The 13,980-nt window shown below is 44.4% G+C and carries 13 protein-coding genes; 4 read left to right on the top strand and 9 right to left on the bottom strand.

What is annotated here, in order from left to right; all coding sequences use genetic code 11:
• The first annotated feature begins 2 nt into the window (after positions 1 to 2).
• From E2K74_RS00925 to E2K74_RS00915, 3 genes are read left to right on the top strand one after another with little or no spacing between them, the layout of a single operon-like run.
• The gene (locus E2K74_RS00925; protein ID WP_151205887.1) at positions 3 to 1,085 is read left to right on the top strand and encodes an HlyD family secretion protein; all 1,083 of its coding nucleotides are present in this window, start codon (positions 3 to 5) and stop codon (positions 1,083 to 1,085) included.
• The gene (locus tag E2K74_RS00920) at positions 1,086 to 2,228 is read left to right on the top strand and encodes an ABC transporter permease (protein ID WP_151205886.1); all 1,143 of its coding nucleotides are present in this window, start codon (positions 1,086 to 1,088) and stop codon (positions 2,226 to 2,228) included. It abuts the gene before it with no gap.
• The gene (locus E2K74_RS00915) at positions 2,225 to 3,316 is read left to right on the top strand and encodes an ABC transporter permease (RefSeq protein WP_151205885.1); all 1,092 of its coding nucleotides are present in this window, start codon (positions 2,225 to 2,227) and stop codon (positions 3,314 to 3,316) included. The genes E2K74_RS00920 and E2K74_RS00915 overlap by 4 nt, the downstream gene beginning before the upstream one ends.
• Before the next feature lie 38 nt (positions 3,317 to 3,354).
• On the opposite strand, the gene E2K74_RS00910 is transcribed toward E2K74_RS00915, so the two are convergent.
• From E2K74_RS00910 to E2K74_RS00890, 5 genes are all read right to left on the bottom strand, one after another.
• Positions 3,355 to 3,765, bottom strand: a complete 411-nt coding sequence (locus E2K74_RS00910) for a DUF3887 domain-containing protein (RefSeq protein ID WP_151205884.1) — start codon at positions 3,763 to 3,765, stop codon at positions 3,355 to 3,357.
• A 66-nt stretch (positions 3,766 to 3,831) separates the two neighbouring features.
• Positions 3,832 to 6,807 carry a DNA gyrase subunit A gene (gene gyrA, locus E2K74_RS00905; RefSeq protein ID WP_151205883.1) on the bottom strand — a complete coding sequence of 992 codons (2,976 nt, stop codon included), beginning with the start codon at positions 6,805 to 6,807 and terminating at the stop codon, positions 3,832 to 3,834.
• Positions 6,808 to 7,118: 311 nt separating this feature from the next.
• Positions 7,119 to 7,718 (bottom strand): hypothetical protein, encoded by a 600-nt coding sequence (locus tag E2K74_RS00900; protein WP_151205882.1) that lies wholly within the window; start codon positions 7,716 to 7,718, stop codon positions 7,119 to 7,121.
• 302 nt (positions 7,719 to 8,020) lie between these two features.
• Positions 8,021 to 8,953: an FAD-binding protein gene (locus tag E2K74_RS00895; protein ID WP_151205881.1), complete on the bottom strand. Its 933-nt coding sequence runs from the start codon at positions 8,951 to 8,953 to the stop codon at positions 8,021 to 8,023.
• Between the two features lie 18 nt (positions 8,954 to 8,971).
• Complete coding sequence (locus E2K74_RS00890) at positions 8,972 to 9,724, bottom strand: electron transfer flavoprotein subunit beta/FixA family protein (RefSeq protein WP_151205880.1); 753 nt, start codon at positions 9,722 to 9,724, stop codon at positions 8,972 to 8,974.
• Positions 9,725 to 10,328: 604 nt separating this feature from the next.
• Between E2K74_RS00890 and E2K74_RS00885 the strand changes: the two genes are divergently transcribed.
• Positions 10,329 to 10,922, top strand: a complete 594-nt coding sequence (locus tag E2K74_RS00885; RefSeq protein WP_151205879.1) for a GNAT family N-acetyltransferase — start codon at positions 10,329 to 10,331, stop codon at positions 10,920 to 10,922.
• Here the strand turns inward: E2K74_RS00885 and E2K74_RS00880 are convergent.
• The 4 genes from E2K74_RS00880 to dapF all read right to left on the bottom strand — a co-directional run bounded on the left by E2K74_RS00880 (position 10,849) and on the right by dapF (position 13,974).
• Positions 10,849 to 11,220: a hypothetical protein gene (locus E2K74_RS00880; protein WP_151205878.1), complete on the bottom strand. Its 372-nt coding sequence runs from the start codon at positions 11,218 to 11,220 to the stop codon at positions 10,849 to 10,851. The two genes, E2K74_RS00885 and E2K74_RS00880, sit on opposite strands and share 74 nt — an antisense overlap.
• 264 nt (positions 11,221 to 11,484) lie before the next feature.
• Positions 11,485 to 12,426 carry a site-specific tyrosine recombinase/integron integrase gene (gene xerA, locus E2K74_RS00875; RefSeq protein WP_151205877.1) on the bottom strand — a complete coding sequence of 314 codons (942 nt, stop codon included), beginning with the start codon at positions 12,424 to 12,426 and terminating at the stop codon, positions 11,485 to 11,487.
• Positions 12,426 to 13,031 carry an alpha/beta fold hydrolase gene (locus E2K74_RS00870; protein ID WP_151205876.1) on the bottom strand — a complete coding sequence of 202 codons (606 nt, stop codon included), beginning with the start codon at positions 13,029 to 13,031 and terminating at the stop codon, positions 12,426 to 12,428. Before E2K74_RS00870 ends, xerA begins: the two co-directional genes overlap by 1 nt.
• Positions 13,032 to 13,128: 97 nt before the next feature.
• On the bottom strand, positions 13,129 to 13,974 hold the full coding sequence (dapF, locus tag E2K74_RS00865) for a diaminopimelate epimerase (RefSeq protein ID WP_151205875.1): 846 nt from the start codon (positions 13,972 to 13,974) through the stop codon (positions 13,129 to 13,131).
• Between the last annotated feature and the right edge of the window lie 6 nt (positions 13,975 to 13,980).

The following is a 13,980-nucleotide window of genomic DNA, read 5'->3' as shown; positions in this document are numbered from 1 at the left end:
ATATGACTGATGAGCAAAAGCTTGATCCTCCGGTTAATGAACCTGCTTCAAAAGTAGCACACAACAATCAAACTGAAGAAAATCCTGCCGAAGCACAACAGAAAAAGTCTGGCAAGAAATATCTGCTGGGCAGCTTGATTCTGGTCATTCTGGTTTTGATTGGATTTGGCCTCTGGAAGACCTATCAACCTAAAGCGCTCGAACTGCAAGGCCGGGTTGAAGCGGAAACAGTTCAGATTGCGACCAAAGTTCCAAGCCGGATTGAAAGGATCTATGTACAGGAAGGTGATGAAGTAAAGAAAGGCCAGGTACTGGTTAAGTTACATAGTCCTGAAATTGAAGCGAAAAAACAGCAGGCACTCGCCACTTTGCAGTCTGCCCTAGCCCTCCAATCCACCGCAGAACGCGGTTCACAGGACGAAAATATTGCTTCTCTGCAGGCCAACTGGCAATCACTGAAAGCGCAAGAACAGCTGGCAAAAACCTCCTATCAGCGGGGGGCAAACCTGTTTAAAGAAGGAGTGATTTCCCGTCAGCGCCGCGATGAACTGTATGCAGCGTCACAGTCGGCCACACAAATGACTGAAGCGGCCTATCAGCAATATATCCGCGCCAAACGTGGCAGTACACCGCAGCAAAAAAGTTCAGCCGATGCACAGGTGGACATCGCCCGGGCAGCGGTGGCCGAAGCCAATGCCCTTGAGGCAGAAACTGAATTACTGGCACCGATCGATGCCACGGTATCCAAAACCTATGGCAATGTTTCGGAGCTGGTCGCAACTGCTGTACCTCTGGTCAGCCTGATTTCGGCAGAACGCTGGGTCAGTCTGAATATCCGTGAAGATCAATATGCTTCTTTACACGAACAAAAGCAGCTCGAAGGTTATATCCCGGCCCTTAATAAAACCGCGAACTTTAATGTAAAAAGTATCAGTGCTGAAGGTGAGTTTGCCACGATCAAGACTACCCGCCAAACTGGCGGTTATGATGTGCGCAGTTTTAAAGTTCATCTCGTGCCTGCCGCCAAAATTCCAGAGCTGAAAGTCGGCATGAGTGTATTGTTTAAACTGCAAGAGCCGAAATAAATGGCAACTGGATTCTGGGCCGGCATTCAGCGTGAATTGGCCTATTTATATAGAGAAAAATGGGACCTGGCACTGGTCTTGCTGGCCCCTGCCTGCATTTTAATTTTATTCAGCAGCATGTTTGCCAAAGGCAAACCTGATCATTTACCGATTGCTATTATTGACCAAGATCAAAGCAGCCTGAGTACTCAGATCTATGATCATTTATCTCTGAATTCTACTCTGCGAGTGTATAGCGTTTCTGATCAGAGCGTTGAGGTTGAAAAACTGCTCAACCAGAATAAAATCTGGGGCTACATCCATATTCCTACAGGTGCCGAACAGCGACTGGTCCAGGCACAAGATGCCGAAATCAGTATTGCCTTTAATCAGAGCTATTTCAGTATCGGCAATACCATTTCTTCAGCCATGTTACTCAGTACACTACAGGCAATGGCTGAATTTACCGGAAAACAGTATCTGGGCAATACTCTGCCTGATCTGAATGCACCAACACCGAATATTAAAATTTCTCCACTTTATAACCCGCAGCTGAATTATGAGTTTTATCTGGAACCGTATATGGTTCCGGCGATTCTGCATTTGCTCTTGTGTTGCTGTGTGGCTTTTTCAGTAGGTCAGGAGCTCAGGCGGCATACTTTTCATCATTGGGTTAATAAACAGAATCTCTGGTCAGCCCTTCTCTCTAAGAATCTGGTCTATGTGACGATCTTCTGTCTCTGGACCTGGGCCTGGATGTTGTGGATGGTTGAGTTCCGCGGCTGGTTTATTGCCGGCTCATTCTGGCTGATTGTATTGGCTCAAATCTTATTCTATAGCGCCTATGCCTTTATCAGTAGCGCGGTCGTACTCGCTACACAGGACCTGACCAAATCTTTTGGTCTACTCGCGGTCTATGGTGGTTCATCGCTCAGTTTTGCCGGTGTGACTTTACCCTTAAATAATGCCCCGCTGTTTACCCAGTTCTGGGCCCATATTATTCCTTATACACCTTATGCCAAATTACAAACCGAGCAATGGGTGATTGGCAGTCCGCAAGCTATTTCACTGCAACCGATGTTAATACTGATAATCTATGTACTACTTTACGCCGGACTGGCCTATATTTTTTTAAAGAAGACCACTAAAGGAGTGTCGACATGAAAGCACTCTGGAGGGCTTACTGCAAAACCTTTAAAGATATTGTCAGCAATAGCAGTATTTTTACCACGCTGATTCTCTCGGTACTATTTTACAGCTTTTTCTATCCAACCGCCTACAAAGCTGAACAGGCCGAAGCCTTGCCGATTATTATTGTCGATGAAGAGCAAAGCGCCCTAACCAGCAGCATTATCAGTCACGTCAGTCAAAGCCCGAATGTACAGACCATAGCCGTCACCGGGAATTTTGCTGAAGCCAGGCAATGGGTAGAATCTCAAAAAGCTGACGGGATCTTGTTATTACCGGACAATCTTTCACAATCCCTTCTACATGGGGAAAATGGGGGGATCGGGCTATACCTGAGTGCAGCCAATTTCCTGATTACTAAACAGATTGGCTTAGGTCTAGTGGCTTCCGTTGAAAATACTCTAAGTGAATATACTGAACGTTTTAGCGAAATTTCACATTTCTCACCTGCCCTGTCTATTCACCAGATTCCGCTTTTCAATCCCCTATCCGGCTATGGCAGTTATGTATTTCCAGCTGTTGCACCACTGATTATTCATCAGACAATTTTTCTGGGACTTAGCATGCTAATTGCCCTGTACCGGGAAAATAAACAGATACTTAATCTAACTACCTTGGGCGGGATTGGTCTGGCCATTTTGATGATTGGTTGTCTGGGCTGTTATTACCTGTTTGGCTTTACCTTCTGGTTGTTTGACTATCCACGTGGTGGCAATTTCTGGGGCATGCTACTCGCTGTACCAGTGTTTGTGTTCTGTATAATTGGCATCACGATCCTGTTCGCCAGTTTTCTAGATATGCCGGAACGTGCCGGACATGTAATTGTCTTCACTTCCATTCCATTTTTTATGCTGTCCGGAGTTGCCTGGCCACACGCTGCAATGCCCGTCTGGATGCAATTCATTGGACAGGCTTTACCTTCGACACAGATTGTTCAAATGTTTATCCAGCTGAATCAGATGGGCGTGCCCACTCATCTGATTCTAGGAAAGCTTGCTTATCTGTTTGTGGTCGGCATGATCTGCATAGGCTTAGGCTATTATCGACTACGCCCACACAGTTAAATTAAGCCGTGTTTCATTAAGACCCATCCAACACAACGTTATTCACCAAAAACCTGAATATTAAAGTTACGAATTTTGCTGCTACCATGAGGCTGATCAAAACTGACATCATATTGCACCAGATTTTTGGGATAGGCAATTTCATAACTGATCTTATATTGAGTCACTCCTTTTTCCTCTTCAATGCGTTTGCTCATTAAAGTTTTGGTCTTATAAGCTTCTTGAGGAATCGTGCGAGAAAAGCGCTTCATTAGCTTCTGGTTATCTTTAAATTCTGCCTGTAGCTGAGGTTCAAGATGGGTCAAAAATTCATCATATTTACCCTCGCGCAAATCATTATAAGCAGCTTGCGCAGCCTGTTCCTGTGCCGGACTAGGATTCGGAATCTCCTCTTGAGTACAGCCATGCAATCCGATCAGGGTAGCCAGTAGCATTAATCTGGTTTTCATCATTCACCTTTTTTTAGTCGATGTATGAAAAAGGACGCCGCAGCGTCCTCTTGTTCAGTGAAGAATTTACTCTTTTACTGTAGCGTTATCATCTGCCTGTTCAGCATCTTGCTCACCAGCCACAAGATCCGCAGTCGACTCTGTATTTTCAGTATCTGCCAATACATCCAACTCTTCATCTTCAACCGCTTCAATGGCTTCTACACCAACCAGTGTTTCATCTTCACCAAGACGGATCAGACGAACCCCTTGAGCATTACGGCCAGTTTGTGCAACTTCGGATGCACGAGTCCGTACCAATGTTCCGCCATCTGAAATCAGCATCAACTCTTTAGAAGCATCAATCGCAACTGCACCTACAAGTTCACCATTACGCTCGGACGTCTTGATTGCAATTACGCCTTTACCGCCGCGTTTCTTGGTCGGGAATTCATCTACTGTGGTACGTTTACCATAACCATTGGCAGAAGCACACAGCACTTCACCTGTTTCTGGAACGACCACCAGTGATACAATACGGCTAATAAAGCTGGTTTCAATCGCCTCGTCATCATCAGACTCGACATCTGCATCTTCGGCATCTTCGACCTGAGCAGCGCCGATGGTTACACGCATACCGCGTACACCTTTGGCTGAACGCCCCATGGCACGAACATCAGTTTCTGCAAAACGGATTGCCTTGCCTTCATTCGAGAACAGCATGATCTGCTGTTCGCCATCGGTAATGGCCACGCCAATCAGGGTATCATCGCCATTCAGCTCAATCGCACGCAGACCATTTGAACGGACATTGGAGAACTGTTCCAGTTCTACACGTTTAATCGTACCGTACTCGGTAGCCATAAACACATAGAAGTTTTTACGCAGGTTTTCTGCCAGCTCTGCAAATTCAGCAACAACTTCATCATCCAGATCAGTCGCAGAAAGCTCAACGCCCAACTCCTTCAGCTGAACACGCAAGGCATCAGACAGGTCATCTCCATCTTTAAGCTCTGCAAATGCTGCTTCCAGACCCGCATAATGCTTGGCGATAATGTCATTCTTCTGCAGCTGTTCCATATTTGCTTTTACAAAGCTACGGAAGCCTGCCAGACGCTCTTTGAATTTCTTCGGCGCTTCCATGACTGGCAGAATCGCAGTAATGGTTTCATGCTCTTCCAGTGGTAACAGGTTGACCATTGGACGGCCTTTGGAACCACGTGAGGCTTGCGGCACTTCAAACACACGCAGACGATAAACTTTACCAACATTAGTAAAACAAAGCACCGTAGCATGGCTCGAGGTCACAATCAGATGTTGGATATAATCATCTTCTTTCATCGAAGTAGCAGACTTGCCGCGGCCACCACGACGTTGTGCGGCATAATCAGACAATGGCTGAGTTTTTGCATAACCTGACTGGGAAACAGTCAATACCATCTGCTCTTCTGGAATCAGATCTTCACGCGAGAAGTCGATACGAGACTCAACAATATCTGTCTTACGTGCATCGCCATATTGTTGCAGCACCAGCGCAAGCTCTTCTTTAATCACATTCATCAATAAGTTGAAGTCATTTAAGATAGCAGTATATTCAGCAATTTGAGCCAAGATTTCAGAATATTCAGCTTGAAGTTTATCCTGCTCAAGACCGGTCAAACGGTGTAAACGCAATTCCATAATCGCGTTGACTTGAGTCGGAGATAAACGATACACATCACCATCAATACCAAATGGACGGTTTGGATCTTCGCCTTCAATTTCATCAGGACGTACAGAAACAGCGCCCGCCTTTTCAAGCAATGCTGCCACACCACCTGCTGCCCACTCACCCGCTTGCAAACGCTCACGCGCTTCAGCAGGGTTAGCAGAAGTTTTGATGGTTTCAATGATGGCATCAATATTTGCCAGCGCAACTGTCAGGCCTTCTAATATATGACCACGTTCACGTGCCTTGCGTAATTCGAACATGGTCCGGCGGGTCACAACTTCCTGACGGTGACGGATAAACGCTGCAACGATATCTTTCAGGTTCATCAATTTTGGCTGGCCATTGTCCAGGCAAACCATATTAATGCTGAACGAGTTTTCCAGCTGGGTATTCAGAAACAGGTTGTTAACGATGACTTCAGCATTTTCACCACGCTTCAGGTCAATCGCAATACGCATCCCATCTTTATCTGATTCGTCACGAAGTTCTGAAATTCCTTCGAGTTTTTTCTCTTTAACCAGCTCGGCAATACGCTCAATGGTTTTAGCTTTATTGACCTGATAAGGAATTTCAGTAAATACAATGGTGGTACGGCCAGACTTCTGATCTTCCTCAAAATGGTATTTACCACGGATATGCAAACGGCCTTTACCGGTGCGGTAAGCATCAACAATCCCTGATTTACCATAGATAATACCGCCTGTAGGGAAATCTGGACCGGAAATATGCTCCATTAATCCTTCAATGCTGATATTCGGGTTATCTGCATAGGCCAGACACGCATTCACCACTTCTGTCATGTTGTGCGGTGCCATATTGGTTGCCATACCAACTGCAATCCCCGCAGCACCATTGACCAACAGGTTTGGAATACGGGTCGGCATCACTTGTGGAATACGTTCTGAGCCGTCGTAGTTGTCTTCCCAGTCAACGGTATCTTTTTCAAGATCCGCCAGTAATTCATGGGTCAGCTTACGCATGCGGACTTCGGTATAACGCATCGCAGCAGCACTATCGCCATCGATCGAACCAAAGTTCCCTTGTCCATCTACCAGTTGGTAACGTAAACTGAAGTCCTGTGCCATGCGTACAATTGTTTCATAAACGGCTGAATCCCCATGCGGGTGATATTTACCGATGACGTCACCTACAACACGGGCAGACTTTTTGTAAGCTTTGTTGTAGTCATTGCCCAATTCGTGCATTGCGAAAAGCACACGACGATGAACAGGTTTTAGACCATCTCGTACATCCGGCAAGGCACGTGAAACAATCACGCTCATTGCATAGTCTAAATACGAGTGCTTGAGTTCATCCTCAATGGCAATCGGTCTAATTTCCGATACGCTCATGCATACTCCTTATTCTATAAGCCAGCTTTGGCTTATATTTATATGTCGTAAATCCAGCAAAATTATTAACTCAAACGACAGAGCTAAAAACTAAAATACAGCCCTAAATTATAGCATAAACCTGGCTAATTTTGTGCTTTAGCTTCAATCTTAATCTTGTTAATTTACTTAAATTTAGTGATTATTTTTTACACAAACCGCCAAACAAAAATAGAAATATAGCCACATATCATCTTATGCTAGGAATTGGCTAAATCGCTCACATTTCAAATCAAGCGAGCTTAAAAACCTTTCATACGCAGCAGTTATATTTATTCGGATTTATCTTGCTTCATCAAATGAAAGCTGATCAAAAATAACCCTAGGATTAAGGGGAACTCATAAAGCTCTTCCATCAAATCCTTATACTGAATGTCACGTAGAAATAATGTATCAATGACACGTTCATGCTCAATCGCATCTGAAATAATTAAGCCCGAGCAAGCCAATATTAGCGCCCATACTGGCAGCATAAAATGCTTAAGCTTTCGAATAATTTCTTTTCTTAAATGCTCAGAAAACAGCATAAATACCACAGGGGAAATCAACATGATCGAAATTGCACGAAAATAAGGCTTAGGAACCTCAGGAAAATAATCTCGCCCCCAACTGGTGCTGCGCCCAAACAGCAACAACCACCACAGGACTGCCCACAACCAAAACTGCTTTTTTCCGTCTTGCAAATCTAAGGGCCGAATATAGAAATAGCTAAATATGGCACACATTAGCAATAACAAGGCTTGTAAATTTTCCACAAAACGAACTATTTCACCATCGTGTAATGGTACTTGCAGATCAGCAGAGAATGGAAATAAAAAACACAGTATGGCAATGGCTACAATCGGCCACGTAAGCCGGGTATCGACCAACAAAAGACTACTCCTACCCAAACGACAAAGTAGGGTAAAGCTTAAAAAAAGATGGCGAATAATATCATAAATGCTTTATACGAATAATAGCCCTGTGTGTTTTAATCACACATTGCAAAGACACAATACGAGCATAGCCCTACTCTGCCCTTAACTTAGAACTGCTCCTATTGGAAATGTAACGTACAAAAATCACTCATCGCTCGAACTTTAACACCGGCCATAAAAAACGCCCTTGAGCAAAACAGTAAAGTATTACTTTAACTGCTTACACAAGAGCGTCTTTTTTAAACCTGATTCAGGAATTAGATTTTAGAAACCAATTCAGGAATAACAGTATTCAAATCACCTACTAACCAGTAGTCAGCAACTGCATTAATTGGTGCTTCTTCATCCTTGTTAATCGCAACGATCACTTTAGATTCCTTCATACCTGCCAAATGCTGAATCGCCCCAGAGATACCGACAGCGATATAAAGTTCAGGTGCAACAATTTTACCTGTTTGACCCACTTGCATGTCATTAGGAACAAAACCAGCATCTACCGCAGCACGTGAAGCACCTTGAGCAGCACCCAGCTTGTCAGCCAGTGGATCAAGAATCGCGTGATAGTTTTCACCCGAACCTACACCACGACCACCTGAAACCACAATACGTGCAGCTGTCAGTTCTGGACGCTCAGATTTCACAATTTCTTCTGATACAAACTTAGAAATACCGGCATCACCTTGGGACGCAGCAGCTTCAACCGCAGCTGAACCACCCTCTGCTGCCACAGCATCAAATGCAGTACCACGAACTGTGCCCAGTACGATGTCTTCGCCTGATTCTACAGTTGCAATCGCGTTACCTGCATAGATTGGGCGCTTGAAGGTTTTAGGACCGTCAACCGCAATGATGTCAGTAATCATGCTGACATCTAATAAAGCAGCTGCGCGTGGCAGAATATTTTTACCAGTTGTCGTAGAAGCAGCCAGAATATAGCTATAGCCTTTGCCTAGTTCTGCAACCAGTTTCGCTACGTTTTCAGCCAGCTGGTTTGCATAAGTAGCGTCATCAGCAAGTAATACTTTACTTACACCAGCCACTTTCGCAGCCTGATCAGCAACTGCCTGCGCGCCAGAACCCGCTACCAATACAGTGATATCACCACCGATTTTTTGCGCCGCAGCAACAACGTTTAAAGTAGCAGCGTTTAATGCTTTGTTGTCGTGCTCAGCGATAACTAAAATACTCATGATTTTTATCCTTCTGTATTAGATCACTTTCGCTTCGTTTTTCAATTTTTCTACAAGCTCATCTACAGACTTCACTTGTACGCCAGCTTTACGCTCTGCAGGAGACTCAACTTTCACTGTTTTCAGTTTAGTTGTAGCGGTTACACCGAAATCTGCAGGAGACTTGGTATCCAGCGGCTTTTTACGCGCTTTCATAATATTTGGCAGAGCTGCATAACGTGGCTCGTTCAAACGCAAGTCAGTGGTAATGATCGCTGGAAGTGATAATTCAACAGTTTGTAGACCACCGTCGATTTCACGCGTCACTTGTACTTTATCGCCTTCAACTTTCACTTCTGAAGCGAATGTACCTTGGCCTGCACCCATAAGCGCACCCAGCATCTGACCAACCTGGTTAGAGTCGTCATCAATTGCCTGTTTACCCAGAAGGATCAGTTGCGGTTGTTCAGCGTCAACCACACCTTTTAGAATTTTGGCAATTTCCAGTGCACCCAGCTGACTATCATCAGCTTCCACCAGAATACCGCGGTCAGCGCCAAGCGCCATCGCAGAACGGATTTGTTCTTGCGCTTCTTTAGGACCAATAGACACAACAACGATTTCTGAAACAGTTCCTTTTTCTTTTAAACGAACCGCTTCTTCCACTGCGATTTCACAGAATGGGTTAATTGACATTTTAACGTTTGTTAAGTCAACACCACTGTTGTCCGGCTTAACGCGAACCTTAACGTTGGCATCAACCACACGTTTTACAGCAACAAGAGCCTTCATGTAATCCTCGGCTGTTTTAGCAAATGTAAATGTTGAGAAAAGTTATTGTAACTCTTCACTTAAATTTTTTTAGGTGCCCTATCTTGCAATGCGTACGGCATTTCGGTCAAGTCACAATTCAGGAAAGAGCTGTAAAAATATATAAATTTCCTTGAACGATGCGTTCACAATTAATAAGTATCTTTTTATTACAAGGGATTGCATCCAGTTTTATATAAAAATTAACCTTTGATTTTTAGTATTTTTTTATTTGATTAATCCCATCAGTAGTTTTGATGTAGTGCTGCTAAAATATCCAGCCCACCTCTTTTGGCCCACAAAACAATCAATTCTCTGGCCTTAATATTTTTGTCATTTTAGACATAGCTTTCTCTGACTGACCATTCATCTTCGATGAAGTATTATTCTGATGTCTATTTCTCCTCCATTCAGGTTAAATTTTCTTGTACTTTCTCCCTTCTTTCATCCCCAAAGCATGCCGAATTCAGGGGGTTTGATTTTAAAATCTGAGGGTTCAGAATTAGCGACTACTTACAAACTGTAGACGGGGTTAAATGAGCAAATATACTTCTCTTTCCCTTGTAAAAAACCTCCGGAATATTTTATGCCTATTGAAATTGAGACCACACGGTTATTACTGCGGCAATGGCATCCGTCGGACTATCCGGCTTTTGCCAAGATGAATGCAGACCCGGAAGTGATGCGCCATTTCCCACAATGCCTGAATACCAGGCAAAGCAATACCTTGGCAGATAAATTCTACCAACTGATTGAAAGACAGAGTTGGGGATTTTGGGCACTAGAATTAAAATGCAGCCGACAATTTATTGGTTTTACCGGCTCACATTATCAACCGGAACAATTCAGTTTTTCTCCCTGTACTGAAGTGGGCTGGCGTCTGGCTCAGGCGTATTGGGGAAAAGGCTATGCAACTGAAGCGGCACTTGCCTGTCTCGTCTTTGCATTTCAACATTTAAATCTTGCCGAAGTTGTGTCATTTACTGCAGTGAATAATATAAAGTCACAAGCCGTAATGCAGCGTTTAAATATGAATATTGTGGAATATTTTGATCATCCTGCCTTGGACAAACACCACGCTCTAGCCCCACATATTTTATATAGCCTTAAGCAGGCTGACTTTCCAGGAAATCACGATGTACATGGCTTAAGTCAATCAATTCATATTGCGCCAGTTTAAAAACCTCCCAAACGGCCATAAAGTCTTCTTTCAAATCAATATGATCCGAGGGCTGTGCTGTTTCTTGCCACTGTAGGTCTGAAATCCACAGATAATATTGTTGTGTAACCGGATTTACCGCCTGAACTTTACCGGCAGCATTGACTCCTTGAACCACGGTATTTTCTGGAAGTACAGGTTCAATCTTGGCTAAACTGATTTCTACAAAGTGTTTGACCTGACGCAAGCCATAGCCTGCAAAAATTTCTTTTTGTGCAGCAGTTAATTGATCATATTTCTCTAAAATATCTAAAATCATTACTTTGCCTATATTTTTCTTTCCAATATTTACATGACGAGTGGGGGCAGTTAATAATTTCCTTCCCTTCGATTATTCATGCAAACCCACTTTATACTGATAGGAGGCTTTTATACCTTATAAATTGACTTTTTATTATGCGACAATAGTTCAAATGCTATCTAGACGCCCTATTGTTTCACCCCCTGATTTAAATTAGATGACAAGGAGGTCGCCAGAATTAACAAACCATAAACCGGCAAAGCCTGCTTGCTCTCTTAATTTTTAAAAACTGTCCGATTTTTTAAGTTGAGCCCGAGGATGGGCTTGATCATAAATCTGTGCCAGACGGTCAAAATCAAGATGGGTATAAATTTGTGTGGTGCTTAAATTGCTATGCCCCAGCATCTCCTGAACGGCGCGTAGATCTCCGCTATTTGACAGCATGTGACTGGCAAAACAATGTCTTAATAAATGCGGATGCAGATCGACATTTACACCGGCGCGCTGTGCCTGAAACTTGACCCGGTTTTCAATTTGACGGGCGCCCAGTGGCTGGCCTTTTTGGGTAATAAAGACATTCGCATCTGCGACAAAATCACCATTCCATAACGGATAAATTTTCAGCCATTCCATTAAGCTGTCTTTGGCTTTTGAACCAAATGGTACCACTCGAGTTTTGTTCCCCTTACCGGTAATTCTTAATAATTGACGATTGAAATCAATGTCCTTGATTCTTAGACCTTGAATTTCCGCTAGCCGCAAGCCGCTGGAATATAACAACTCCAAAATTGCTTTGTCTCTCAGCCACATCTGCTGCTGTGCTTGAGTTTCCGGTGCGGACTGATCTAGAATTTGGTTGACCGTTTCAATATCAATCATTCCCGGCAAAGGACGTGACTGACGCTTCAGCTGAAAATCATCGGCCGGATTAAAGACCAGATACTGAGACTGCTGCGCCCATTTCATGAACTGGCGGATAGAGGACAGCATGCGTTGCAAACTGCTTGAACTCAAGCCTTGCTGTTCTACCTTTTCAGCCAGAAACTGACGCAAATCTGTGGCTTCGACATCATTTAAAGCCAGTTTTTGCTGTGCACAGAATTCCAGAAAATCAGTCACATCACGCGTATAAGCCTGTAAAGTATGTTTGGACTGGTTTTGAATTTCCCGTTCTTTTAACCAGATCCCGAGCAACTCTTTAGCAGTTCCCTCCATATACCCCATTAAATACGCTCCAGATAGGTATCAATCAGCGCAGCCACCTGTGCAGGCTGACTGGCAGCAAAAAAGTGATCCCCGCCTTGGAGGGTATGTAGTGTTGCACTTCGAAAGGTCTGTTCCAGATATTGTCCTAGCTGAACAGTACTTAAAGAATCCTGATCTCCCCAGATCAGCAAGATGGGAATCTCAAGGCTGGCAAGTTGCTCCGGACTAAATTCGGTTTGGTCTTCTAAAAACCAGTCAGGGACTGCCTCAAACTGCTCGCGATAACCTTTTCGCCAGTCTGCACAGCCAAACTGCTGCACGTTTAGGCCGCCAGATGTAGCCAGCAAAACCAGTCCTTTGACTTTTTCGGGGTGATTAAGCGCAAGCCCAAGCGCCAGCACACCGCCCATAGACTGTGCAACCAAGATAGAATCTGCTTCAATCTGCTGATTCAGATAGGCTTGCAGATCATGCAGGTTGTGAATGGCCGAATTTGGCGCGATGCCATCGAATCCCGGATAAGCCAAAATCTGATAAGCCTGTCCTGGTGCTAAATAAGTAGTCAAAGGTTGCCAGAAACCTTGACTGCCCGATGCTCCGGGTAAAAATACAAGCTGATTCATGGCGTTGCTGTTCTATGCATTTAATATAATTTTATCCTAACATAAAAAAAGCGCCGTTCTGAGCACGACGCTTTTTTAGATCGCCCGAGGTTCTACATTAACCCTGAAAATAACGTAGATCCAGCCGTCCTTCATAGACATTTGCCGTTGGCCCGGTCATCCAGACCACATCGCCCTCGACCCATTCAATCTGCAATTTGCCGCCAGCAAGCTCCATTTCGACCTTACTGGACAGCAAGCCACGGCGCATACCCGAAACTGCTGCCGCACAGGCCCCTGTGCCACAGGCCAGAGTTTCCCCCACCCCACGCTCATAGACTCGCAAACGTGCATGCATTTCATCCACAATCTGCATAAAACCGGCATTGACCCGCGCAGGAAAACGCTGATGCGATTCTACCTGCGGACCAATTTTTGCGACATCTGCGGTGAGTACATTCGGAACAATAGTCACCGCATGTGGATTGCCCATATTCACCACATCAATGGTCAGCTTTTTATCACCTTCCAAATCGATGTCATATAAATTATCCGGCTCATCCGCCAGGAATGGAATCTCCTGCGGCAGGAATTTCGGATAGCCCATATTGACCCGCACCCAGCCATTGGCCCCCAGCTCCGGCTCAATGATGCCAGCTTTGGTCTGCACCTTGATTTTGGTCTTGCTGGTCAGTTGACGTTCATGCACAAAACGCGCAAAACAACGCACGCCATTACCACACTGTTCAACCTCAGAACCATCAGCGTTAAAAATACGATATTTAAAATCTGCACTTGGAATATCAGGCGGTTCAACAATCAGCAGTTGATCAAAACCCACACCAAAATTACGGTGAGCCAAACGTTGAATGGTCAGCGTATCCAGATAAGCGCGTTGGCTGATCAAATCCACCACCATAAAGTCATTGCCCAGGCCATGCATCTTGGTAAATTCTAATAACACTTTGAT

It is taken from the genome of Acinetobacter sp. RF15B, assembly GCF_007558235.1.
In the GTDB taxonomy this organism is placed as follows: Bacteria; Pseudomonadota; Gammaproteobacteria; order Pseudomonadales; family Moraxellaceae; genus Acinetobacter; species Acinetobacter lwoffii_C.
The sequence above is the reverse complement of the archived record's forward strand: the minus strand, read 5'-3'. Positions and strand labels throughout refer to the sequence as shown.

Coding starts and splice junctions, on each gene's coding strand:
- E2K74_RS00925 (WP_151205887.1), top strand. CDS start 3: ATGACTGATGAGCAAAAGCTTGATCCTCCGGTTAATGAACCTGCTTCA.
- E2K74_RS00920 (WP_151205886.1), top strand. CDS start 1,086: ATGGCAACTGGATTCTGGGCCGGCATTCAGCGTGAATTGGCCTATTTA.
- E2K74_RS00915 (WP_151205885.1), top strand. CDS start 2,225: ATGAAAGCACTCTGGAGGGCTTACTGCAAAACCTTTAAAGATATTGTC.
- E2K74_RS00910 (WP_151205884.1), bottom strand. CDS start 3,765: ATGAAAACCAGATTAATGCTACTGGCTACCCTGATCGGATTGCATGGC.
- gyrA (WP_151205883.1), bottom strand. CDS start 6,807: ATGAGCGTATCGGAAATTAGACCGATTGCCATTGAGGATGAACTCAAG.
- E2K74_RS00895 (WP_151205881.1), bottom strand. CDS start 8,953: ATGAGTATTTTAGTTATCGCTGAGCACGACAACAAAGCATTAAACGCT.
- E2K74_RS00890 (WP_151205880.1), bottom strand. CDS start 9,724: ATGAAGGCTCTTGTTGCTGTAAAACGTGTGGTTGATGCCAACGTTAAG.
- E2K74_RS00885 (WP_151205879.1), top strand. CDS start 10,329: ATGCCTATTGAAATTGAGACCACACGGTTATTACTGCGGCAATGGCAT.
- E2K74_RS00880 (WP_151205878.1), bottom strand. CDS start 11,220: ATGATTTTAGATATTTTAGAGAAATATGATCAATTAACTGCTGCACAA.
- xerA (WP_151205877.1), bottom strand. CDS start 12,426: ATGGGGTATATGGAGGGAACTGCTAAAGAGTTGCTCGGGATCTGGTTA.
- E2K74_RS00870 (WP_151205876.1), bottom strand. CDS start 13,031: ATGAATCAGCTTGTATTTTTACCCGGAGCATCGGGCAGTCAAGGTTTC.